General features: G+C 41.9%; 20 protein-coding genes. 3 read left to right on the forward strand and 17 right to left on the reverse strand.

Translation table 11 applies throughout. The annotated features are described in order from the left end of the window. Positions 1 to 30: 30 nt before the first annotated feature. A complete protein-coding gene (locus PY091_RS00805) occupies positions 31 to 867 on the reverse strand; it encodes a DUF2490 domain-containing protein (RefSeq protein ID WP_275647849.1) in 837 nt (278 codons plus the stop codon). Between the two features lie 2 nt (positions 868 to 869). Continuing rightward, positions 870 to 2801, reverse strand: coding sequence for a hypothetical protein (locus PY091_RS00810; protein ID WP_275647850.1), 1932 nt, complete (start codon positions 2799 to 2801; stop codon positions 870 to 872). A gap of 255 nt (positions 2802 to 3056) precedes the next feature. Between PY091_RS00810 and PY091_RS00815 the strand changes: the two genes are divergently transcribed. Beyond that, complete coding sequence (locus tag PY091_RS00815; RefSeq protein ID WP_275647851.1) at positions 3057 to 6455, forward strand: amidohydrolase family protein; 3399 nt, start codon at positions 3057 to 3059, stop codon at positions 6453 to 6455. A 49-nt stretch (positions 6456 to 6504) separates the two neighbouring features. On the opposite strand, the gene PY091_RS00820 is transcribed toward PY091_RS00815, so the two are convergent. Genes PY091_RS00820 through PY091_RS00840 form a run of 5 tightly spaced genes read right to left on the reverse strand, consistent with a single transcriptional unit; the run spans position 6505 to position 9654 of the window. Further along, positions 6505 to 6846: a tetratricopeptide repeat protein gene (locus PY091_RS00820; RefSeq protein WP_275647852.1), complete on the reverse strand. Its 342-nt coding sequence runs from the start codon at positions 6844 to 6846 to the stop codon at positions 6505 to 6507. Then, positions 6824 to 7300, reverse strand: a complete 477-nt coding sequence (locus PY091_RS00825; RefSeq protein ID WP_275647853.1) for a tetratricopeptide repeat protein — start codon at positions 7298 to 7300, stop codon at positions 6824 to 6826. Before PY091_RS00825 ends, PY091_RS00820 begins: the two co-directional genes overlap by 23 nt. 3 nt (positions 7301 to 7303) lie before the next feature. After that, positions 7304 to 7801, reverse strand: a complete 498-nt coding sequence (locus PY091_RS00830; RefSeq protein WP_275647854.1) for a hypothetical protein — start codon at positions 7799 to 7801, stop codon at positions 7304 to 7306. A gap of 60 nt (positions 7802 to 7861) precedes the next feature. Then, positions 7862 to 8365, reverse strand: coding sequence for a hypothetical protein (locus tag PY091_RS00835; protein ID WP_275647855.1), 504 nt, complete (start codon positions 8363 to 8365; stop codon positions 7862 to 7864). Between the two features lie 11 nt (positions 8366 to 8376). Then, complete coding sequence (locus PY091_RS00840; protein ID WP_275647856.1) at positions 8377 to 9654, reverse strand: aminotransferase class V-fold PLP-dependent enzyme; 1278 nt, start codon at positions 9652 to 9654, stop codon at positions 8377 to 8379. A gap of 153 nt (positions 9655 to 9807) precedes the next feature. Here PY091_RS00840 and PY091_RS00845 point away from each other — a divergent pair, with 153 nt between their 5' ends. Further along, complete coding sequence (locus PY091_RS00845; protein ID WP_275647857.1) at positions 9808 to 12003, forward strand: transferrin receptor-like dimerization domain-containing protein; 2196 nt, start codon at positions 9808 to 9810, stop codon at positions 12001 to 12003. Positions 12004 to 12147: 144 nt separating this feature from the next. Here PY091_RS00845 and PY091_RS00850 read toward each other — a convergent pair whose 3' ends face one another. The 7 genes from PY091_RS00850 to PY091_RS00880 form a co-directional block, all read right to left on the reverse strand. Next, on the reverse strand, positions 12148 to 14529 hold the full coding sequence (locus PY091_RS00850; RefSeq protein WP_275647858.1) for a hypothetical protein: 2382 nt from the start codon (positions 14527 to 14529) through the stop codon (positions 12148 to 12150). A 156-nt stretch (positions 14530 to 14685) separates the two neighbouring features. Further along, complete coding sequence (locus PY091_RS00855; RefSeq protein WP_275647859.1) at positions 14686 to 15063, reverse strand: DUF302 domain-containing protein; 378 nt, start codon at positions 15061 to 15063, stop codon at positions 14686 to 14688. Between the two features lie 9 nt (positions 15064 to 15072). Continuing rightward, a complete protein-coding gene (locus PY091_RS00860) occupies positions 15073 to 15957 on the reverse strand; it encodes a helix-turn-helix domain-containing protein (RefSeq protein WP_275647860.1) in 885 nt (294 codons plus the stop codon). Between the two features lie 221 nt (positions 15958 to 16178). Continuing rightward, positions 16179 to 16595 carry a nuclear transport factor 2 family protein gene (locus PY091_RS00865; protein ID WP_275647861.1) on the reverse strand — a complete coding sequence of 139 codons (417 nt, stop codon included), beginning with the start codon at positions 16593 to 16595 and terminating at the stop codon, positions 16179 to 16181. Positions 16596 to 16665: 70 nt separating this feature from the next. Further along, positions 16666 to 17133, reverse strand: a complete 468-nt coding sequence (locus tag PY091_RS00870; protein WP_275647862.1) for a YHS domain-containing (seleno)protein — start codon at positions 17131 to 17133, stop codon at positions 16666 to 16668. Between the two features lie 28 nt (positions 17134 to 17161). Beyond that, on the reverse strand, positions 17162 to 17707 hold the full coding sequence (locus PY091_RS00875) for a carboxymuconolactone decarboxylase family protein (protein WP_275647863.1): 546 nt from the start codon (positions 17705 to 17707) through the stop codon (positions 17162 to 17164). A gap of 498 nt (positions 17708 to 18205) precedes the next feature. After that, positions 18206 to 18940: a cysteine hydrolase family protein gene (locus PY091_RS00880; RefSeq protein WP_275647864.1), complete on the reverse strand. Its 735-nt coding sequence runs from the start codon at positions 18938 to 18940 to the stop codon at positions 18206 to 18208. 446 nt (positions 18941 to 19386) lie between these two features. Between PY091_RS00880 and PY091_RS00885 the strand changes: the two genes are divergently transcribed. Then, positions 19387 to 19719: a hypothetical protein gene (locus tag PY091_RS00885; RefSeq protein WP_275647865.1), complete on the forward strand. Its 333-nt coding sequence runs from the start codon at positions 19387 to 19389 to the stop codon at positions 19717 to 19719. Between the two features lie 3 nt (positions 19720 to 19722). On the opposite strand, the gene PY091_RS00890 is transcribed toward PY091_RS00885, so the two are convergent. The 3 genes from PY091_RS00890 to PY091_RS00900 all read right to left on the reverse strand — a co-directional run bounded on the left by PY091_RS00890 (position 19723) and on the right by PY091_RS00900 (position 22606). Next, positions 19723 to 20922, reverse strand: coding sequence for a PQQ-dependent sugar dehydrogenase (locus PY091_RS00890; RefSeq protein ID WP_275647866.1), 1200 nt, complete (start codon positions 20920 to 20922; stop codon positions 19723 to 19725). A 140-nt stretch (positions 20923 to 21062) separates the two neighbouring features. After that, the gene (locus PY091_RS00895) at positions 21063 to 21620 is read right to left on the reverse strand and encodes a DUF4251 domain-containing protein (protein WP_275647867.1); all 558 of its coding nucleotides are present in this window, start codon (positions 21618 to 21620) and stop codon (positions 21063 to 21065) included. A gap of 68 nt (positions 21621 to 21688) precedes the next feature. Next, a complete protein-coding gene (locus PY091_RS00900; RefSeq protein ID WP_275647868.1) occupies positions 21689 to 22606 on the reverse strand; it encodes an EamA family transporter in 918 nt (305 codons plus the stop codon). Between the last annotated feature and the right edge of the window lie 6 nt (positions 22607 to 22612).

Here is a 22612-nt window from a genome sequence, read left to right on the forward strand (position 1 = left end):
TTACTAGCTGGGTTCATAATTAAATACGAATCAATCTGTTAAATGGATGTCCGGGAGTTTATTTTTAACCCTCCTAAAATCTGGAGAAAAGTATACATGGAAACGTAATGTCCAATTCTGTTGATAATATCCACCATTGTACCTTTCCTGTCCTTGGGAATACATTACACCCGCCGCAAAGGTCAATCTTGGGGTTGCAATATATCCTATGGTTGTGGTTAACCGAAGATCTTCCATAGGGCTGGCCACCACCTCTTTTCCACTTTGCATAATAAGTTCCGCCTCTGGAGAAACATAAAAGGTCTTTGGCTGCAACTTGGTATCGTTCAATGGTATTTTGGCCCGGAACATATAACGCCATCGATTCCTGAAAATATATTCACTGTCCTCCGCAAAACCTTGGGTCCATCGATGTTCTATTCGGATACGATGATAGAGCATGGCCGAATAAAATGGCATTGCAAATTGGTATTGGTGCCAAATACGCCATTCGGGAACCATATTCCTATCTTCTGATTCTTCATCCGTATTAAAATTGATACGAACCACACCACCCAAACTCACATTGGTTTTTTTGGAAATAATATATCCAATGGCATGTCGATTATAAATTTGACCGATCTGCCCCATAAAAGGGGTGTTTTTGGTCTCCTCGAATCTAAAATGGGTCTGAGCGTCCCAAAAAAAGCGCTTACCTATCCTAATGTTTCCATAAGTGTTGAACCACACTTTGGTCTTGGGGTCTTTATATTGCGATGTTTCCGGTAATACTTCCGGTTCAGATTCCTGGGCCTTAAGAGTGCCAAATAAACCAAAGGTCAATAAAACTACTACCAAAAGACTACTACTGTTATTCCTCATGCTCATGCCTATTGGTTTTTAGTATTTGAATGCTGATTCAGCAGTTTTAAAACTTCAATAGGCCGTTTTTCGCGACGTAGCTTTCGTTCCAGTTTCTTGGTATCCTTATATCTCAGTTCCAATAGTTTTTGGTGGGTATCAACAATCTGTTCGTTCAACTGGCCCACATTGCCACAGGTCAATTCTTCGGTAGCTACATTTAGGAAATAAGGAATCAGAACATTCTCATAAGCACCGACTATTCGTTTTTTTACTTCCTCGGCCATTACATTGGCCATAAATGGATTCCAAACAGCATCGGTATATTCTTTTTTTATGTGTTCCTTTTGCGCTGGAATTCCTTTGATGGTTTGTGCCAAAGAATCCAATTGGGAAAGGCACAATTTTGCCTCGTTGCCATACGCCAGTTTTTCTTGGGGGTTTTTAATGTCCGCATACATTGTCAAGGAACTATCCGCCAATTTTTGAAGTTGCTCCAACGCTGCTACATATCCATTCGGAAGATGGGAAATGGAATCAACATGTTGTTCCAAATTGTCGTTAATGGCTATAAGTTCCTCCTCGATACCATTTAAGATTTGCAACTGTTCCTCGTTGGTAAGCCTCGAAGAAAGAGACCCTTTGATATATTCCAAACTCATTTTGGCATATGTGCCCATAGCTGCTACTGACAGTAGATCGTTCCCGTCATATCCGAACTCTTCGGAACTCGGTAGGCTAAAGGTTCTTATGTCTCCTGCTTCATTTGATTTTACTTTGATGTCTTTGGGTGGCTTTCCGTTTGGCCATAATCGCTGCATTACGGTTGAAATATCTTGGAACTGTAGAACGTCATCATTTTGATAACCGACCAATTTACCTAAGGGCCCCAGAAAATCCTTGTTTATTTTCTCCGCAACATTATAAAAGAAATAAGCTTCTTGGTCTGTACGTTTAACTATGTTAAGGTGACTATTTTTTAGTATGGAATTGCCTATTTCAGCAGCAACTTTATAATCGGCCACTATTTGTTCCAAAGTTTGGATTTGGGTTGAATCCAATGGGTAAAAGGGCACTTTTACTTGAGTATCATTGGCAAAACCCTTAGAGTCCAAATGAGTGAGAACGCTGTTTATTTTTTGATAATAACCGAGGTTTTGTGCCAACAAGCCAGCAATATGACTCTTGTGCACATTGTCTTCCATTACCGCAGTTAAAAGCGATAAAAAGCGATCATCCAATTGTATGGTTTTGTATTGGGGGGCATTCTTGTCGAAAATTGAAATTTCTTTGGAAACCCTATCAGACTTTACTTGTACGGTCCGTAACAGACCATCATCAAAAAACCAGTTTTCGATATCCTCCACCGTTTCTGTACCATAATACGACCATTCATCATGGGCTAGGCCATCTCTAAGAAATCTTCCGACAAGGACACTGCTGTCATTCTCAATTTGAAAATTTTGTTGGGGCACGCCGCTATCAAAAGTGAAGTGGCTCTTGAATAGAATTTTCTCAATTTCCGAGTCCTTTATCTGATTGATGGTATAAGTCCATTCGCCATCCGGTTTTCCGTTTACAAGATTGCCTTCGCCAGTTTCTTGAACGCCACTGACCATTACGCGATATTCGTTATCCACTACCCTACTTTGGCTACTTGTCTGGAACTCTCCAAACTGAAACTCCCAAGGTCCGTTTGCAATTCCTTTGTCAAAATATCCAGCAAAACGGAAGGTTGCATCCTCATTTTGCATTAAAGTTTCCAGATTGGATTTTTGAAGTAGAAAATCACCGTCGTAGACCGTATCCAAATCAATAATGGTGTATTGGTAATTGGCCTTTCCTTTATAAGGTCCAACCTTTAAAGGGCCTTCATACGATTTTCTCTGCTGACCGAATGAAAGAGATATGGCAAATAAAAACAATAATGGAAATAGCCATTTGGTAAAGGGCTGTATCATGTGGAGATATTATTTAGCTGATGGTCCATAATACCTACGTTGCAAAAAAGGTATTCGGACTATTGTTCCAGCGGCTTTTACGGAATTCCCTTAATTTACCCCAAAAAATTCAAGCCCTTTTAACAAGCAGGCATTTTTTATTAAAATCCCTTAGATGACTTTTAATGGTTTGTTATAACCTTCCTCTATTGACATCCAAATCGCTATCTCAATTTTTCATACCTTGTTTGCTTAAGTCATCAATAAACTAACTAAATGAAAAGAAATCACTTCCTAATGGCCTTGGCCATGTTTTTAAGTGTATTCTCCCTTTTTGCCCAAAGCAAGGAGAAAGAATCCGACACTACCAAAAAAGCGACCAAAGAACTTCCTTTGGAACCAGAAAGAACCGTTTCCTTTACAGCAAAAGAGGGTACTTGGCTGTCCTTAGACGTGCATCCCAATGGTGAAACCATCATTTTTGATATGATGGGCGACCTCTACACCATTCCAATTCAAGGTGGTAAAGCATCCAAAATCACGGAGGGAATGGCCTACGATGTCCACCCAAGGTACAGTCCGGATGGGAAATCCATTGTTTTTATTTCTGATAAAAGTAGTTCTGATAATATCTGGACAATGGAATTGGAGTCCAAAGAAACCAAACAGATTACCAAGGACAACAATCAAAACTTCTTCTCTGCCGATTGGAGTCCTGATGGCGAATACATTGTAGGAGCAAGAGGCCGCAGGAATATAAAATTGCACATGTACCATAAAAATGGTGGCGGCGGAGCACAGCTCATCGATAAACCGGAAAATCTTAAGACGATAGACCCAGAGTTTTCTCCCGATGGCAAGCTAATTTATTTTTCCAGCAGAATGAGGTCTTGGAATTACAATGCCCAGCTACCACAGTATCAGTTGGGTACCTATGATACCGAGGATGGGGGTGTCACCACAATTACATCCCGTTACGGTTCTGCTTTTACACCCACCCTTTCACCCGATGGTAAATGGTTGGTTTATGGCAGCCGTTTTGAAACAGAAACGGGCTTGGTTTTACGCAATCTTGAAAATGGTGATGAGCGTTGGTTGGCTTATCCCGTGCAGCGAGATGAACAGGAATCCATAGCTCCATTGGGTGTATTGCCAGCAATGGCCTTTACTCCAGATAGTAAAAATGTAGTGGCCAGTTATGGTGGTAAAATATTCAGCATCAATTTAGCGACCAATACCGCTTCGGAAATTCCTTTTGAAGTGGATGTGAACCTAGAACTTGGTCCTCAGCTTAAGTTTAAATACCCCATTAAAGACACACCTGAGGCTTTGGTGACACAGATCCGTGATGGTGTACCATCTCCGGATGGCTCTAAATTGGCTTTCACTGCTTTGAATAGGTTGTACGTAATGGATTTACCTGACGGAAGCCCAAAGCGTTTAACAAATAACGATTTTACAGAAGCCCAACCTGCTTGGTCGCCAGATGGTGAGCAAATTGTTTTTTCCACGTGGGAAACGGACAGCGGCCATTTGTACAAAGTAAACGCAAATGGACGTGGTAGAGTTGAAAAATTAACGGAAGAAGCAGCCATTTACAGTAACCCGGCTTGGTCTTACACCGGCAACCGAATTGTATTTACCAAAGGTTCTGCCCAAGTCTATAGAGATGCCATTGGGCCTAGGGCCAGTGGTGCTCAGGAAGATTTGGCTTGGATATCCGCAGACGGAGGCAAAATCAATATTATCGACAAAGCCGAAGGACGCACCAACCCTCATTTTACCAAAGTGGACAATCGTATTTACTTAAGTAAAGGAAAGGATTTGCTATCCATTCGCTGGGACGGAACCGATCAAAAAGAACACCTAAAGTTAAGTGGCATCACCACCTTTGGGTCTTCATCTTTTGGTTTCCACGACAAAAATGGAGGGCATAGTATTTTACCGGGTTCTGAACAATATCAGGCACCTGAGGATAAATCATCATCACCCTCAGAAATTAAAATATCACCGGATGGTACAACGGCATTGGCAAAAATCAACAATGACATTTACACCGTAACTATCCCAAAGTATGGGAAAACACCTAAAATATCAGTGGCAGATGCGGAAAAAGCGGCTTTTCCGGCAATGAAGCTGACTGTTTTGGGCGGAGAGTTTCCTGCATGGGCCGGAAACAGCAAAGATGTACACTGGTCCCTTGGAGCGAGTCATTTTATTTATAACATCCCTGCCGCAAAAGCTTATGCCGATAGCGTGGCCACCGCCAAGAAGGAAATGGAAAAGCTAAAGTCGGAGGAAAAAGATGATGACAAGGAAGAGGACAAGGATGATGAGGAGAAAGATAAAGAAGAGGATAAAGGTTATACGGCCAAAGAACTAAAGGTAAAGGTCTATTATACCAAGGATATTCCGGAAGGAACCATACTGCTCAAAGGTGCAAGGGTCATAACCATGAAAAATGATGAAGTTATTGAAAATGGTGACATCCTGATCGAGAACAACCGTATTAAGGCTGTGGGAACATCGGGTTCTTTGGAAATTCCAAAAGGGACGGTAGAAATTGATGCCACTGGCAAGACCATTACTCCTGGTTTTGTAGATACTCACGCCCATATGTGGCCCAATTGGGGAATCCATAAAAACCAGATTTGGATCTATTCGGCCAATTTGGCCTATGGGGTTACTACTACCCGTGACCCGCAAACGGCCACTACCGATGTTTTGACCTATTCCGATATGGTGGATGCCGGCATGATGCATGGCCCCCGTGTATACAGCACTGGACCCGGTGTAGGTTACTGGTCTTATAAAATCAAATCGTTGGAACACGCCAAAGAAGTGCTAAAACAGTATAGTGAGTACTACGATACCAAAAGCATAAAAATGTATTTGGTTGGAAACCGTCAAATGAGACAATGGATCATCATGGCGGCCAAAGAACTGGAATTGATGCCTACCACGGAAGGTGGATTGGATTTTAAACTGAACATGACCCAATTATTGGATGGATATCCCGGTCATGAGCACTCCTTTCCCATTTATCCTATTTACAAAGATGTGGTACAATCGGTTGCCGAATCCCAAATGGCGGTCACCCCTACCCTTTTGGTGTCCTATGGGGGGCCATGGGCAGAGAACTACTACTATGCCACGGAACAACCTTATCACGATAAAAAGCTACAATACTTCACACCTTACGAAGAGTTGGCGCAGAAATCACGAAGAAGAGGCGCTTGGTTTATGCCCGAAGAGCATATCTTCCCCAAGCACGCGGAGTTTATGAAAGATTTGGTTGAGGCCGATGGTCTTGGTGGCGTTGGAAGCCATGGGCAGCTTCAAGGATTAGGTTACCATTGGGAACTTTGGTCTGTGGCAAGTGGTGGCATGGATAACATGGACGCGCTTAAGGTGGCTACCATTCTAGGTGCTGAATCCCTTGGATTGGATGGTGACCTAGGTAGTATAGAGGAAGGCAAATTGGCCGATATTCTGATTTTGGATAAAAACCCATTGGAAGATATCCGCAACACCAATACACTCACCCATATTATTAAAAATGGAAAGGTATATGATGCCGATACGCTTGATGAAGTGGCTCCTGTTGAGAAGAAAGCAGAATCCTTTCACTGGCAAACTAAAAAACCAGAAGGAGTTCCCGGCATGAAACAATAAGATAAAACTTCTGTAAAAAGTAAAAGGCGCACCGTTGGGTGCGCCTTTTTTAATTTAAAATCTTTGACAAGGCATCCAGATCCTCCTGATAAATTTCATTTAAGTATTCCTTGTAAACATCATTGTATTTGTAACCAATGGTCTCTTGCGCTTTTGACAGATTATATTTTGCCTGGATGGTATCCCCCAACTTTAAATACACTTGCGCCAAACCAAAATAAGCTTCGCAAGTGGTGTCATATTGGGCAAGACCATTTTCATGAGAGGATATTGCCTCTTCGTATTCACCTAACTGGTAATAACATAAGCCTTGGTACACAAAAGTTTGTACATCCGCCCAATCGGCACCCTGATTGCTAATACTACGCTTAAAATAGGGTATGGCCAGCATATTTCCCCATACCATAATAAGCCTCTCCGCGCAAAAAATCGATATCCTCACCCCATGGTGCATCCACCACATCAGGAGTCATGGCATCTAGGCGATCAAAATCCGCCAAAGCAGCTTTATAATTACGTAGAAAACGAAGTTTCATGTATCCGCGGTACCCAAGATGCTCCAAAGGATTGAGTTCAACGGCATGATTCAAATAATAAAACCCCGTGGCATAATCCCCATTTTTGTTAAACGGTACAGAGCGCTCAAAGAAGGCTTCGGAATACTTGGGATGCTGCCAATTAAGAATCTCGAACATGGCCTGCGACAAACCATTCCCTTGTACTCCCGCCGCAATATTGAAACGTTTTTCCTTAGGCTGAAAAACCAATTCATAGGCTACCAATCCAATGTAAACTGTAAATAGGGACGCGAGGATGATTTTTATGATTTTAAGAAACATCTTCATAGGCTAAAAAATATCTGTGATGTTACCATTTTCCACTTTAAAGACAATCTGGATATAACTATCCAAGGGTTCCCCCTGAATTTTTCCGGGCACCCAACCCTCAAGTCCAGAGATCAAATCGGCAAAGTGTTTTGATGTTTCTTGTGGTACTTCTATACGTTTTACATCAGGATCGGTCATAGTGGCTCTAAATAGCCCTGTTTCTCCATGGCAATTCACCACAAACCGAACGGTAAACAATCCATTGGGTGGCAATCCGTCTGCGTTTACCTTGGACCATAACTGTTTTTTTATGGCTTTTTTACCTCCCTGATAATAGGTTCCAGTCTGGTAATACTGTGAAGTCCTGTATTCGCCACAAACTTTAAACTCGGGAGAATCAATAGCACTATCATAGGAAATATCACCCACATAGTGAGTTAATTTTATATAGAGCCAAAGAGATAGCATGCCAGCAATAAGAAAGCTGACCAATAACCAAATATTGAGTTTGCTTTTCAAAAAACAGAAGTTGTTTTGTTAATGGTTAGGGGAAAGATACTAATAACGAATCGATTACAACTATTGGTTTTCGTTTAAGTATTTTTTCGGAATATCCTTTCCGTTGTCACTGCTCATGGACCAAACCATATTGGCAATCCACCAACGCCCATTGGAATACACCAACTGATAGCTATTTACACCCTTCCCTGTTTCATTTTCAGAGTCCACACCCTCAAAACTTTGAATTACCTGAGCTATACCGTTAAATTCTTCCACAATTTCACCCATGCCTTCTTCGTGATATCCCATGGAGTAATAATCATCGGTAAGTGTTTCCAAAAATTCATCGAGTCCCATGGTCTCTTGCATAAATACGCCGTCCTCTTGGCCTACCATGCTGAAATGTGCTGTGGGTAAAAACAGGGTTCTGAAATAGGCCGTATCGATAACTTGTCCTTTTTCAACTGAAATGACCCGCTGGGTCTCCTTTACCAGTTCAGTTACATTCTGAAAAATATCTTTGGTTTGTGCGATTGTCACGCTGCAAATCAACAAAGCTAAAAATAGGGTCCTCGATTTCATAACTAACTAATTTATGATAGGCCTTTTATAAGTTTCAAAGCTCTATCTATTTCTTCTTTGGAATTATAAATATGTACGGAATGGCGCAACATTTCACTGCCTACCGAGCGTGGCTGCAAGCGCTCCTTCTCCCACATATATTTTTGTAGTTCCGGTCCGGACATACCATCCACACCATAGGTGGTGATTCCCGCCGCCATATCCTCGTTGGTGGAGGAGTATAAAGTGACATGCCCCATTTCCTTGAGGCCATCGCGCAAATATTTGCCCAGTTCCTTCACTCGGCTTAACCACACATCATGACCAATTGTATTGAAAAAATCCACGGCCGCCTCATACCCTGCCATTAGGCCGGCATTGCCCGTTCCGTTTTGCATCAAGCGGAAACCATGGTCATCTTGATTGTCCCAATTGTAGCTCGCAATGGTCGTCCAAATATCGCCCACCACATCTTTATTGATATACAGCAACCCACTGCCCGAAGGTGCCAGTAACCATTTGTGCAGACTGGAATAATAGGCATCACACCCAATATCCTTCACATCTACGGGAATCTGCCCTACACATTGTGCGCCATCCAAAATGGTGAAAATGCCCCGTTTTTTCGCTTCGGTACAGATTTCTTTTACCGGCATTACCGTTCCAAAACCGGAAATGATATGCGGAATCGCAATGACCTTGGTTTTTGGAGTGACTTCTTTAAAAATAGCATCGATAATTTCTTGTGGGTCGTTCGCAGGTTCAGGCATAGTGGCCTGTTTGTACACACAGCCTTTGCGTTTGGCCAACAATTGCCAAGCACCAAAACCGCCGCCGTGCTCTTGGTTGGTATTCAGCAGCTCGTCCCCTTCTTTTAGATCGAGGCCCATCCCCACGTAGTTCATACCAAAGGTGGCATTTTGTGTCAGTGAGATTTCCTTAAAATCACAATTAATGATCTTGCCCAATTTGGTGCGCAGCTCTTCATACGGGAAATATCCGGTCAGCAATTCTGGTCCAGACCCGTTCTTATAGTCCACCGTTGCGGCCTCTACGTTCCAGTGCATCATATGGTCGAACATTTTATCCAGCACATAACCGGGAGTCGGCCCCATGGTTCCATTATTAAAATAGGTCTGACCCTCTTTCAATGGAAATTGTTTGCGCACCATGGCCCAATACGCTTCATCTTTTGGTGCCTTGGTTTGTAGTGAGGTAATGGACCAATCTTTCTTGGGATCAAATGAAATGAACGGTAACGACAGCATTGCCGCTGTACCTTGTTTTAAGAATTTTCTACGTGGCGCCATGAGATGGTTGGTTTATGGTTATTGGTTGTTTATCAATTTACAGGTGGTTTTTCAAAGAAAATGTAAATTCTTTGAAAATTTGTCATCACTTCTGTCCTTTTTACTTCATTACCTTCAAACAAACCCTTAAATTTAGGGAGCTAATTCAAAACAATGAAAAATAAATTATTACCTCTGCTCCTCCTTTTGGGAGTAGTCAGTGTCTCGGCCCAGGACAAAATAATTGGGTTCAGTGAAAAAGCTTCGGAAGCACAGACCCAACTCGAAGCTGCATACGAAAAACAACTTTCCTCCGAAAATTTGGACCAATGGATGAAACTCATGGTGGCAGAGCCACACTGGGTTGGTACCGAATATGGCGAAAAGAACGTAAAATGGATGGAAAAGCAATTTAAATCTTGGGGATACAAAACCAAGATCGATACGTACCACGTGCTTTTCCCTTACCCTAAGGTCCGCGTGCTGGAATTAACAGCTCCGACCAAGTACACCGCTTCTTTGGAAGCTATCCCAGTGGAGGGTGACCCGTACACCGCACAAGGTGACAAATTGTTGCCCAGCTACAATGCTTTCTCCACCGATGGTGATGTAGAGGCCGATTTGGTATTTGTAAACTATGGAATCCCAAGCGATTACGAACAGCTCGAAAAATTGGGCATCGATGTAAAAGGTAAGATCGTTATTGCCAAGTACCAAGGTTCTTGGAGAGGTATTAAACCAAAACTGGCCGCCGAAAAAGGTGCCATTGGTTGTATTATCTATTCCGATCCTATGGATGATGGGTATTACCAAGGCGATGTGTACCCAAAAGGTCCGTACAAGAACAAAACTGGTGTACAGCGTGGTTCCGTAATGGATATGCCGTTATATCCTGGTGATGTATTAACTCCTGGTTATGCCGCCACCAAAGACGCGAAGCGTTTGGATCGTGAAGAGGCTCCGACCATTACCAAAATTCCTGTTTTACCAATTTCCTACGAAGATGCACAACCTTTGTTGGCCGCTTTGGAAGGCCCTGTAGCTCCGGAAAATTGGAGAGGTGGATTGCCCATCACCTATCATATTGGTCCTGGACCTGCAAAAGTGCATTTAAAATTAGAGTTTGACTGGCAATTGAAACCTGCCCATAACTTGATCGCTACATGGGAAGGTGACGAATTCCCAGACGAATGGGTCATCCGTGGAAACCACCACGATGCTTGGGTACACGGTGCCAGTGACCCTGTAAGTGGTATGGTAGCCTTAATGGAAGAAGCCCGTGTAGTGGCCAAATTGGCCAAAGAAGGACACAAACCCAAACGTACCTTGGTGTACTGTGCTTGGGATGCCGAAGAGCCCGGACTGATCGGTTCCACCGAATGGGTAGAGGACCACATTCCAGAATTGAAAGAAAAGGCGGTGGCCTACATTAATACCGATGGAAACAGCCGTGGCTATTTAGGAGCAGGAGGTTCCCACTCCCTACAAGCTATGGTAAGCCAAGTGGCCAACGTAGTAACCGACCCACAAAAAGGAGTTTCGGTGGCAGAGCGTCGCAAAGCGGCCAATGTGATCCGTGGAGGGGACAACTCTTTTAAATTGTCCGCATTGGGTTCAGGTTCGGATTATACGCCATTTATACAGCACACCGGTATTGCCTCGTTGAACTTGGGCTACGGTGGTGAAGGTCGTGGCGGAGAATACCACACCATTTACGACACCTACTCCCACTACACCCGTTTTAAAGATCCTGGGTTTGACTATGGTGTAGCTTTGGCCAACACGGCCGGACGTATTTCTTTGCGTTTGGCAAATGCCGAGGTATTGCCGTTTGAATTGACACAATGGCACAGCACTATCGAAACCTATTTGGGCGAGGTGATGAAAACCTTGGAAAGCATGCGTGCCGAAGTTGAAAAACACAACAAACTGGTTAAAGCGGATACCTACGGATTGGTGATGGATCCCAAAAAACCGATAGCTCCCGCAAAAATGGAGGCCGAAGTTCCGTATTTGGACTTCTCGCCTATCCAAAATGTGGTTGCTGACCTAAAGAAAAGTATAGCCACCTTTTCCAAGGCAGATGTACTTGCTTTGTCCGCCTCCAAAAAGGCACAACTGAACCAAGAGTTGATGGGCATGGAGCAGGTATTGTTACAGGATAAGGGACTTCCCCGCAGGGATTGGTTTAAGCACCAGATCTATGCCCCTGGATTTTACACCGGGTATGGGGTAAAAACACTTCCAGGCGTGCGCGAGGCCATTGAACAGAAGGAATGGAAAGAAGCACAGGAACAAATTGGGGTATTGGCCACCACCCTAAAAGCTTTTGATGCGCAGGTACAAAAACTGAACAGCATAGTGCAGTAATTGGATTTCTCCTGAAAAATTAAAACCGCCCCTGCGAATATCGTTGGGGCGGTTTTTTATTTTTAATTGGGTTGAATTTGATTATAAAAGAATATAGAGTCGGGGTTAATAGTAATTTTGGCTGGGACGCTATAAATTTTAAAATCAATTTATTTCAGGCTCCAATGATGATTCCACATCATCTAATTTAAGGCTACCTAAACTTCCTATCATTGGTAAAAGAATTGGAGACAAAACTTTTGTTGTATACTTTATATGGGTGAAAATATTTCCGATTTCATTATTGGTTTCTTCAATAGACCTTTCAATTTTATCATTGTATTCTTTTAGAAGTGCAATGCCTATAAGTACCATTCCATATTTATATCTAGCATTCAATAATTTCGAATCAATATTACCATTTGATTTTTGCTCTGATAATAAATGAATATTATTCATGTTTATGAAAAAATCATACCCTCCTTGCCCATCCTCGAATACATGCAAAGCAGTTTCATTTTCAAATCCTTTAGAAATCCAATTTTTATCCTTCTTAAAAACTTCTATAACATTTGGCAGGTCAAGATGTGAGGTATTCTCACTATCGTTTCCCCTATTTTTTGTTGATGATTTTTTCCTACTGGTTTTAGTTGATGAATTATTCTTTTTTTCTATATCTGTAACCTTAATAAAAAACTTACTAACAAATGGTTCAATTTGACTTACATCCTCTACTTTACTTTCAAAGCATAAAATATCGCCAACTTTAGCATTCTCAGGAAGTAAAACATTTAAGTTTATAAAACCATTCCATGGGTTAATCTGTTTATTCTCGACCTCTGTTCCATTAACATAAAGTGAGAATTTACCAGGATCATTATCTCTATCAAAATAATCATTTTCAGCATCAGTTTTATATTGAACTCTGAATCTCACATTTCTAGGACAATCTTTTGGGGAACCTTCTGGATATTCTTTGATTAATGTGAAAAATGTTGGGAACCTTTTTCCTTTAAATTTTTCCTCGCTTTTACTACTTGCTATATTAAATGGATTTGGTAACCTTACTCCTTTGATAAATAGTTTTGATAGTGTTGGAGACTTCTTTAAAATATTCTCTATAACATCGGCAAGAGGTTTTGAATCTTCAAGTTTATCCTCTATATCCTCTCTTCGTCTTCTTTCTCTTAACTGATTTAAACCTTTATGTTCTCTCAATAAAATTTCAAGTTCTCTTTCAATTTGAGAACGCAATTCTCCTGATGCTAATCGATCTCGACTATTTAAAAACAAATCTTCCCTTGATCTTCCATCCAATTCAGAACAATCTACAACTACCAGTAAGGAATCTGCTATATAGCTATGACGCACTGCATTTCGAGTAAAAAATGATTTAGAAAGCGTACCATGTGTTTGTCCGTTAATAACAAAAATAATTCCTTCATCTCTTGTATAATTAGTTGACCTTCCTCTTTTAAATGCGAAAATAGAAGCACGCATTTTTTGACCTAAAGCAGTAATGGGACCTGATACAGGGAAACCACTTTCCAAATTCTCTTTTTTATCTTCATCAAGTCTAACTGACAGACCGGACAATGTAGTTTCCAAAGTATGTCCCTTGTATCCTTTCCTACGTTCATAAAGGCGAATAGGAAGTGCTATGCTAGGCATTAATAAAGCAAGTTTATAATTAAGATCAAATAATATATTTGTTTTCAATCCTGTCATTTGATATTCATACAATTTGATAAAAGTTCCAAATGACAAATCATTTTGGTAAGCATTAGGGTATATACCAGGCATCAACTTAAGTGACTCACTTTCAAATCGTAATATTTTATTATCAGGAGCCAAGAATTTATAAATCGAACTTCGAACACCTTGAGGCGGGTTTTCTCTTCTTACGACAGTGATTCCCCAACAATTGACTGAATCATCTAATTCTTCTTGAATTTTAATATCTGGATTTCTTTTAGAAATAATGAGCTGCAAATTTTCTCGGCCACAAAAACGTAAAACTGCCGTACCACCCATATTAAATTTACCTTGGACAAAAGGAGTTCTCAATTTGTTATTTTTATCTATTGACAAAATTGTATCAGGCAATCTATTGGGTGTTTGTCCTTCACCCTTATCAATAATTGAATAACAAGGATTAGACTTTGCGCCAGTTGAAACAAGTGCTATATTTTCAGCAAGTTTTGTTCTTTCATTTGGAGTTATATTTGATAATTTACCATTATCGACTTTATAAAATTTCTCTAAAGCATCAGCTATACTAGTTGGCGCCTCTGGACTATCTGTCTTAACACCTCTCTTAAGACATTCAGCCATTAATACCGCATCAACGGAATTTACTATTTTCTCAACTAAAGCATCTTCAGCCCTACTTTTTTGATTCCCAATTGTTGCAAAATTGTTTTCTTTACCTCCATATAATTGCCAAACATCAGAATTATCCCAATAACCTTCTTTTTTAAGAATATTAATTATCTCTTTCTCAGTATCAGCCTTAACTAGACTTATTGCTAATTCCTTGTTATTCATACATTTTCAAATGGTTACTGATTTTTCACTTCGTTAGTAAACCTTTAAAAATACCAACATTTAACACGTAACCGATTACAGAAAACCGTAACCATACAAAAAAAGCCCTAAAGGGCTTTCTCCAACATTCCAATAAATCCAACAATCCAACCGTCCTTAAAAAGAAAGTATCCCCTGCATCTGCTCCAACAACTCGGCTGCCATTTCAGGCTGTAACCCATAATCCTGTAGGCTGCCCACAGGGTTTTTAAAACTCAGTTGGGTGGTGGTGTCATCCAGTTGGTGCAACACCATTTTTAGTGGGATATCGTTTATGGCCAGCGGATCGTTCGCCATGATCTCTGCAATATATTTCGGGTGGAAAAAGAGCAATTGCCGCAACGGCGCTATGCGCACCCCGTGTTTGGCCACAATGGCCTGGGTGTCTATTTCGTGCAGGAGTAAAAAGCCGTGTTCCACAATGCGTTTTTTAAGCGCACCGTACAATTGCTCAAAGGGCACGGAAACGGTTTGAGATATCACATGTGCTTTCATGGGTAAAAATTAGGCCATGGCGGCGCGGGCAAAGCCCACTGTTTCGCGATAGGTTTTGGGCGAAACTTCCGCGTTGTTCTTAAAAAATCGGCTAAAGTAGTGTTCATCGTCATACCCAAGGTCGTAGGCAATTTCCTTTACCGTTTTGTCGGTAAGGAACAGCTCGCGCTTGGCCTCGATAATGATTCGTTCGCTGATCAGGTTGGTCATGGTTTTGTTAAAGTGGTTCTTGGTCATTTTGGCCAAGGCCTTGGGGCTAATGTTCAGCAAATCGGCATACTCCCCGGCAGAGTGCATGGTCTTGTAATGTGTCTCAATTAAGTTTTTAAGTTTTTGCAGAATAAAAGGCTCCTTTTGGTCGGTAGCGCCTTCCAGCACTTCGGGCTGTTGCTTGGTCTTGGCACGCGAGGCTGTGATCAAGAATATTTTTAGGTAAGAGACCAACAGCTCGTACTGCGCCAGTTCGGATTTCTGTACCTCGGTATACATCTGCTCGAGTACCAATTCAAAATTTTGGCACATTTCCTCGGTAACGCAGAGCGTAGGCGGACTGTAAATATTATTAAAGAGCACCCCATTACAGGCCACTTGTTCGTGGTGCTTGTGAATGCAGTAAAAATCGGGGTGGAAATTCAACACCACGCCCTCCAACGGTTCTTCCTCGGTAATGGTAAAAGGTTGATAGGGCGTTACGGCAATTAGGGTATTTGGCGTAAACGCGTACTCCGAAAAGTCCACATGGGCTGTACCCCTCCCCTTTTTTATCCAGATCAAGGAATAGTAATTTAAACGGTGCGTGTCGCAAAATTGGCAACCATCCTCAAATTCGGATAGTTTAAAGGCCAGGTTTCCCGTTTGTTCGTTGATGAGCGTGTTGGTGTTGTAGATGTCCATATTTGTTTAGTTAACAGTTGTTAGTTGTTAGTAGCCAGTTGTCTGTCACTTCGATGTTGTCATTTCGAGTGGTTTTTGGACCAAGGGCCAAAAATTATATTGAGAAATGAGTTTTTATGTGCCGGAAACCTTGTTCTCGATACTTTTTCATTCTGAAAAAACTCGAACTGACGGTTTCTATATTGTCTTGTCACTTCGAAGTGACAATGCCTTAACACTTATCAAAGTCTTCTCTCCGATGCTGCTATCGGCAGGTCGTTGATACTGGCAAAGCGCTTTTGCATAAGCCCATGCTCATTGAACTCCCAATTCTCGTTTCCATATGCGCGAATCCACGCTCCTTCGGCATTCTGGTATTCGTATTCAAACCGAACTGCAATCTTATTGTCGGTAAAGGCCCATAGTTCCTTTCTTAATTTGTAATTTTTTTCTTTCTTCCACTTTTCCGTCAAAAAGGAAACTACCTCTTCACGCCCATTTACAAACTGGGAACGGTTGCGCCATTCGGTGTCCACCGTGTAGGCTTTGCTTACCTTTTCCGGGTTTTGACTGTTCCAGGCATCTTCGGCCAATTGTACTTTTTCACGAGCGGTTTCCTCGGTAAAAGGTGGTACGGGATATTTTTTTTCTATGTCCATGATTGTGATTTTTTAAAACAAAAAAAGGGCAGAACCTATGGCGAGGCCCTACCCTTACTGCTAATTAAAACTACTTACTGTTTCTTACTTTGGGCCAATTGGCATGTGCTGCCTTTTTTAGCTCCGTCGTACGTTGCCCCCAATCTTCGTAGGTGTTGAAAGGCTCCCCGTTAAAGGGGCCGTTAAAGAATAGGTAAAGTTTACCATCGATCACCGTGTAGGTTTCCGGATTGATGGGAAACTTGACTTCTTTGGCACCAATACCCCAAGCACAATACCCATCGAACTGAGGTAAATAATTGTTGGGCGATTTTTTAAAGGCAGTCTGGTTCGCCTTGCTAGCGAAGTAATAGGTAGCACCACTGTGCTTTACCGCATAGCTCTTGCTGCCCTTTTGTGCTTCCCCTGAAAAATAGGAAACCACATCGTACCCACCAATGGCAAGACCATTATCGTCTACCGGTGGCGTTTGTGCCTGCGCACTAATAGCGGCAAACAAAACAATTCCAAAAAGAAATAAGTTTTTAATCGTTTTCATTTGAATAGGATTTAAGATTAATGATTGATTACACGGTAGCGACTTCCACCACTGGGAAATCGATATCGGTGTTTGCGGTATTGTTGAAGTAATTCGTGAATACGTTCAAGGCTACATGTGCCACGATCTCACCTACAGCGCCATCGGAATATCCGGCCGCTTTTACGGTTTCCACATCTTCTGCAGTCACGCGTCCGTTTTTATTGATCAATGATTTTGCAAACTGAAGTGCCGCAGCGATTTTTGGGTCTGCATTGATGGCTTCTCTTGCGGATTGCAAGGTGTTGGTATCGATACCCACCAATTTCTCACCAATAAAGGAGTGTGCAGATAGGCAGTAATTACAGGCGTTGGCTTCAGCAACGGTCAAGGCCAACAATTCGCCCAATTTACCTCCCAAGGATCCTTTGCCCAATAGTTCGCTAAGGTTCAGGTAACCTTCCAAAACTACGGAGGAGTTCCCCATGGTTTTCATCATGTTGGGTACCATGCCCAATTTAGCTTGGATACCGTCGAATAATTCTTTTGATCTTCCGGTGGCTTCCTTTGGATCTAATGCTTGTAAACGTGTCATAACTTTCTGTTTTTTAATTCATAAATGGTTTGTCATTATTGACATTACAAAGGTGCAGTGATGAGGTCTTGGATAAAATGGACATATGCCGCAAGTCCGTGGACATTTTTCCCTTTTTCCACTTAAATAATTGAAAAACAAGGCTCTATTTAAAAAATTGGTTTCTGTCAACCTGAACTCGTTTCAGGTTCTCATCACCGTTTTCCAATCAATAGGATGGGATTCTGAAATAAATTCAGAATGACGTATCTGCTTGTCTCCTGGACAATTTCCCCGCTCGTTGAATACTCAACTGATTGTCCATATATTAGAGACCATCATAAAAAAGCGTTCGTCAACCTGAACTCGTTTCAGGTTCTCATCATCATTTTGTAATCAACACGATGAGATTCTGAAATAAATTCAGAATGATGTATTTCACCCTATCAACAAAAAAGAAGGGCCAAACCTAAGTCCGACCCTTCTACCCTCAACTGCAACATCACAAACACTGACGTTCTACTTCATTGGGTGCATTTTCAATTCTTTCACCAATTCCTTAGTGGTAAATACACGGCTGGAAATTAGTTTATAGTTAGTCTGGGCAGCTTGGTCGCCATCCAATCCAGGTAGTTTGGCAGAAGCGGTAGCGTCACCAACAACAGCAACTTCAAAACCGTTCTCTACCAATTCCCTCATGTGGGATTCGGCACATAGGTTACCGGACATCCCTGCCAAGATTACTTTGTCCACCCCTTGTTTTCTCAATTGTAGGGCCAAATCATTGGATTCAGGTCCATATACTTTGTGCGGGCTGGTCACTACTACCCTATCCTTATTGATGTACTTTTTGTAGCGAGGCAACCAATCGGCACCTGAACCTTCAAAACCTTCTACATTAAGTTGGTCCCCACGATCGAACATGCTAATGTTGTGCATCAATTTTTCAAGGGTTCCCTCGAACTTCCACACGTGATCGTGTTTGTAGTAGTAGTGGGGAGAAATAAATACGGGAATGTTGTACTCTTCGCCCAATTTAAAAATGGTCTCCAAGTTTTCGACGGTGTTGTTTTCCTGAACGCTCTGGCCCACGGCACCCCAAGCCACACCATCGGGGCTAAGGAAATCGATTTGCGGGTCGGTGATCACAATGGCGGTGTTTCCGTCAATGGTAAAACCTGGTTCTGGCAATTGGGCGTAAACGCCTGTTACGGTAATCAAGAACAGTGTTACTGTTCGCATCAAATTTCTCATGATATTCTTCTTTAATTGATTAAACTTAAATTTTGATGGGACAAAGTTGCGGCAATACCACGTGTGAAAAAATGGACGAAATACGCCAGTGAATGGACAATTTTTCCATTTTGCGAAATTCCTGGGATAATCGGTTGATTGAGAACGGGTATTGATCAATTGGCAAAGGGCATTCATCAATTTATTGCGCAAAATAATTGCACATAATGTAGCTTCCAGAAAATTTCAGAGTATGACTACACTAGAAACCATAAACGCCCTACAGATATTCTGTTTGGTGATGGTGGGCTTTATTATTTATTTGGCAGGTTGGATGCACGGTGCACATTGGGGGAAAAGAAACAGGTACTAGTACAATACAAGATTTTTTGTCCCGTTACAATCTTCCCAGTAACCTTTAAACCTACTTTGCCATTTTTTGGAGAGATTCCAATATTGAACGTATTTTGGCCTACTTCGGTGATCAACAGTTTACCGTAAGAATAGATGAATTGAAATCTGGCGAGATACGCTACCTGTGCTGGCACAAAAGTAACAGCATATTGGCAAAACCAAGTTTAATGCTTTGTCGAGGCACTGTAAAAAGAGGTGGGAACGGTGAAATCAGGGAATTTACCTTTTTACACGACGACCGTGTTTTTACCATTGAGTATATTCCTTCGAAATTAAAAGGAGGAGTCAATTACTACTTTATCGAGGTTACGGATAGTAACCATAAAAAAAGTACTTGGAAAATGGAACAAAGGCCCATTCCCAAGTACTTGCGTAATTTATCTTAAGGTTTATCCTTTATAGCTTACCCTGTAAATGGCATTGCCTTCATCATCGGAAATTAAAAGAGAGCCATCTTCCAAGAACAATAGATCTACCGGTCTTCCGAATGCTTCTTGCGACTCTTCGTCCAACCATCCATCTATAAAAGGTTCGTAGCTCACAGCTTCTCCATTTTCCAACTTAACCAAAGTAACCCTATACCCTACTTTGGACGAGCGGTTCCAAGAACCGTGCTCTGCTAAAAATGCATGTCCGTTATATTGCTCTGGAAACATTGGCCCTTTTCCAAACTTGACACCCAAAGCAGCTACATGGGCACCCAATGGCTGCACTGGCGGCACAAAATCCGAACACGGGCGCTGGTCTCCAAATTCTGGGTCCTTCACGGTTCCTCCATGGCAAAAAGGATAGCCAAAGTGCTGACCTACTTCGGTAAGTTTGTTCAACTCTCCCGGAGGTACGTCATCCCCCATCATATCTCTGCCGTTATCGGTGAACCAAAGCTCGTTGGTATCCGGATGCCAAGTAAAACCAACGGTATTTCTTACCCCGTGGGCCACAATCTCCCGATTGCTTCCGTCGGAATCCATTCTGGTAATGGAGGCAAAACGCTCGTCCTCATCGGTTCGGTCGCAAATATTACATGGTGCGCCAACAGGCACATATAATTTATTGTCCGGGCCAAAGGCAATATATTTCCATCCGTGGTGGAATTCCGTTGGGTAATCATCATAGATCAATTCTGGCTCCGCTGGATTTTCCAATTGGGATTCTATACCTGTAAACTTAAACAACCGGCTTACGGCGGCCACATACAGGTCACCATCCCTAAATGCCACACCGTTTGGTTGCTCCAAATCGGTAGCAATGGTATAGGTTTCATCGACCCTATAATCACCATCCACATCTTTTAGGGCATATACCTTTCCTTCGTTTCGAGTACCTACAAAAAGGGTTCCGTCAGCACCCATGGCCATGGAGCGTGCTCCTTCAATATTCTCTGCATAAACATCTATGCTAAAACCTTCTGGCAAATTAAGGCGGTCCAAGGGCAGGTCACCCTCGTATTTTGGGGTTTCTTCTACATTATCGGCAACTTCTTCCGTTGCTGTTTCTTCATTTCCGCCATTGTTTCCCTTACATGCAACAAAGGATACGGCCAGCGAAAGCATCAGTATTGACCTAAAGGTCAAAGTGTACATTTTCATCTTGTTTTATTAGGTGTTTTGGTTTCTGAACCAATAAAGCTATGATAAAATGTTGGAAAGAGGAAAATGTTTGCGGTCGGATAGTTGAGACCTGAATCAAAAAAACAACTTAGGTCCGTAAACAAAGTTTTCCAACAGATTTACTTTTCCTCCTCGTATTCACGGAAATTCCCCTGATACCAAATATTGGTCCTATGTGTACTTGAAATCGTAATTCGGGCGTTTCCATTGGGATAAAGTTGTGCATAGACTTGAAAACCTTCGGAATCTTGATCAATGGTAAAACTCATGGTTTTTCCATCCCCCTTTTTAAGGGGTTCAAAAGTGAGGTTTTCGGGGATGCCTTCAAATTTAATTCCTGCCTTATCTTGATTATAATACCCTCCCATACGTCTTTCCCCAAAATATGGCAGGTCGGCCATTACACTGTCCCCAACAACACGCAGATATGCGGTTGCCCCGGTAATATCTATACGGCTGGCCGTACTGCCCGGAGGCAATAAACCGGCATTAGCGATACTATTTAATCCTTGACTTGCCATGGGCTGTGCCCAAGTGGCCCTAATCTCGAACCGCTGATTGGATATTAAATTTTCCAACTCGGCAATTTCTTCGGGCGTGGCATTGTTTCTCCCTGTTGCGCAAGCGGCAACAACCAACAATAGTAGAAAAGCTCCATATTTTAAAATAGACTTCATGATACAAGGTATTTACATCTAGTAAATTACAAAATCATTGAGTCAATTCCGAGACAAATAACGGTGTGTTAACGTTTAAAGCGCTCAAAAATGGCCAGTGTTTTTTTTGTGTTGATAAAATACACACCGGTTAAAAGTATTACGGCGGCCAGAATGGATTGCTTTGTAATCTGTTCATCCAAAAAGTACCAACCTAATAACAGGGCCACTATCGGATTCACATAAGTGGACGTTGCCACTTTTTCCGGGGAAACGGCTTTGAGCAAATAATTAAAGGATGTAAATGCCAAAATACTACCGAAAAATATGAGCAGGAGCATAGATATCTGCACTTCACCGCTCCATTCGGTGGGAGCCGTCCATTTCTCCCCAAAGGAAAGACTCATTATCCCCAGTATAATTCCTGCGAAAAACATCTGAAAACCGGTATTTACAAAATAGTTGGTCGGAAGGTCTGCTTTTGCCACGAATAAACTGGCATAGGCCCAACATATCATACAGAAGAAAATCATGATCATACCTATAATGGATTCTTCTTGTGTTATGATTTGTTTTTGACTCACCAATAAATAAATTCCGACGACGCCAAAAACAACTCCCAACACTGACATCGGCTGAATTTTTTTTCCTTGGAGTATCCGCATCATCAATAAAATAATGAGTGGTTGTGAAGAAATCTCCAAGGCGGCAAAACCTGTATCCACATAGCGTAGGGCCCAAACCACAAGGCCATTTCCTATGCTCAAGAACAATACCCCGGCAATAATGGTGTTCACCAATTGTTTTTTAGTGATTTTAAGGGAAATCCCCATGAGCTTGGCCAAGATAAAAATACAGAGTCCCGCTAGAGTAAACCTGCAACCGGCCAACATAAAAGGCTCCAGCTCCATTACCGCTATTTTATTGAGTAAATATGTGGAACCCCATATAACATAGATGGCAAAAAACGCCAGTATTACAAGAGCGGAATTTGAAGATTTTGCCATAGGGGA

Source organism: Flagellimonas okinawensis (assembly GCF_029194005.1).
GTDB classification, from domain to species: domain Bacteria; phylum Bacteroidota; class Bacteroidia; order Flavobacteriales; family Flavobacteriaceae; genus Flagellimonas; species Flagellimonas okinawensis.

Coding starts and splice junctions, on each gene's coding strand:
- PY091_RS00835 (WP_275647855.1), bottom strand. CDS start 8,365: ATGAAATCGAGGACCCTATTTTTAGCTTTGTTGATTTGCAGCGTGACA.
- PY091_RS00890 (WP_275647866.1), bottom strand. CDS start 20,922: ATGAAAATGTACACTTTGACCTTTAGGTCAATACTGATGCTTTCGCTG.
- PY091_RS00840 (WP_275647856.1), bottom strand. CDS start 9,654: ATGGCGCCACGTAGAAAATTCTTAAAACAAGGTACAGCGGCAATGCTG.
- PY091_RS00875 (WP_275647863.1), bottom strand. CDS start 17,707: ATGACACGTTTACAAGCATTAGATCCAAAGGAAGCCACCGGAAGATCA.
- PY091_RS00865 (WP_275647861.1), bottom strand. CDS start 16,595: ATGGACATAGAAAAAAAATATCCCGTACCACCTTTTACCGAGGAAACC.
- PY091_RS00815 (WP_275647851.1), top strand. CDS start 3,057: ATGAAAAGAAATCACTTCCTAATGGCCTTGGCCATGTTTTTAAGTGTA.
- PY091_RS00900 (WP_275647868.1), bottom strand. CDS start 22,606: ATGGCAAAATCTTCAAATTCCGCTCTTGTAATACTGGCGTTTTTTGCC.
- PY091_RS00805 (WP_275647849.1), bottom strand. CDS start 867: ATGAGCATGAGGAATAACAGTAGTAGTCTTTTGGTAGTAGTTTTATTG.
- PY091_RS00825 (WP_275647853.1), bottom strand. CDS start 7,300: ATGAAGATGTTTCTTAAAATCATAAAAATCATCCTCGCGTCCCTATTT.
- PY091_RS00855 (WP_275647859.1), bottom strand. CDS start 15,063: ATGAAAGCACATGTGATATCTCAAACCGTTTCCGTGCCCTTTGAGCAA.
- PY091_RS00810 (WP_275647850.1), bottom strand. CDS start 2,801: ATGATACAGCCCTTTACCAAATGGCTATTTCCATTATTGTTTTTATTT.
- PY091_RS00870 (WP_275647862.1), bottom strand. CDS start 17,133: ATGAAAACGATTAAAAACTTATTTCTTTTTGGAATTGTTTTGTTTGCC.
- PY091_RS00880 (WP_275647864.1), bottom strand. CDS start 18,940: ATGAGAAATTTGATGCGAACAGTAACACTGTTCTTGATTACCGTAACA.
- PY091_RS00860 (WP_275647860.1), bottom strand. CDS start 15,957: ATGGACATCTACAACACCAACACGCTCATCAACGAACAAACGGGAAAC.
- PY091_RS00845 (WP_275647857.1), top strand. CDS start 9,808: ATGAAAAATAAATTATTACCTCTGCTCCTCCTTTTGGGAGTAGTCAGT.
- PY091_RS00850 (WP_275647858.1), bottom strand. CDS start 14,529: ATGAATAACAAGGAATTAGCAATAAGTCTAGTTAAGGCTGATACTGAG.
- PY091_RS00820 (WP_275647852.1), bottom strand. CDS start 6,846: ATGCTGGCCATACCCTATTTTAAGCGTAGTATTAGCAATCAGGGTGCC.
- PY091_RS00895 (WP_275647867.1), bottom strand. CDS start 21,620: ATGAAGTCTATTTTAAAATATGGAGCTTTTCTACTATTGTTGGTTGTT.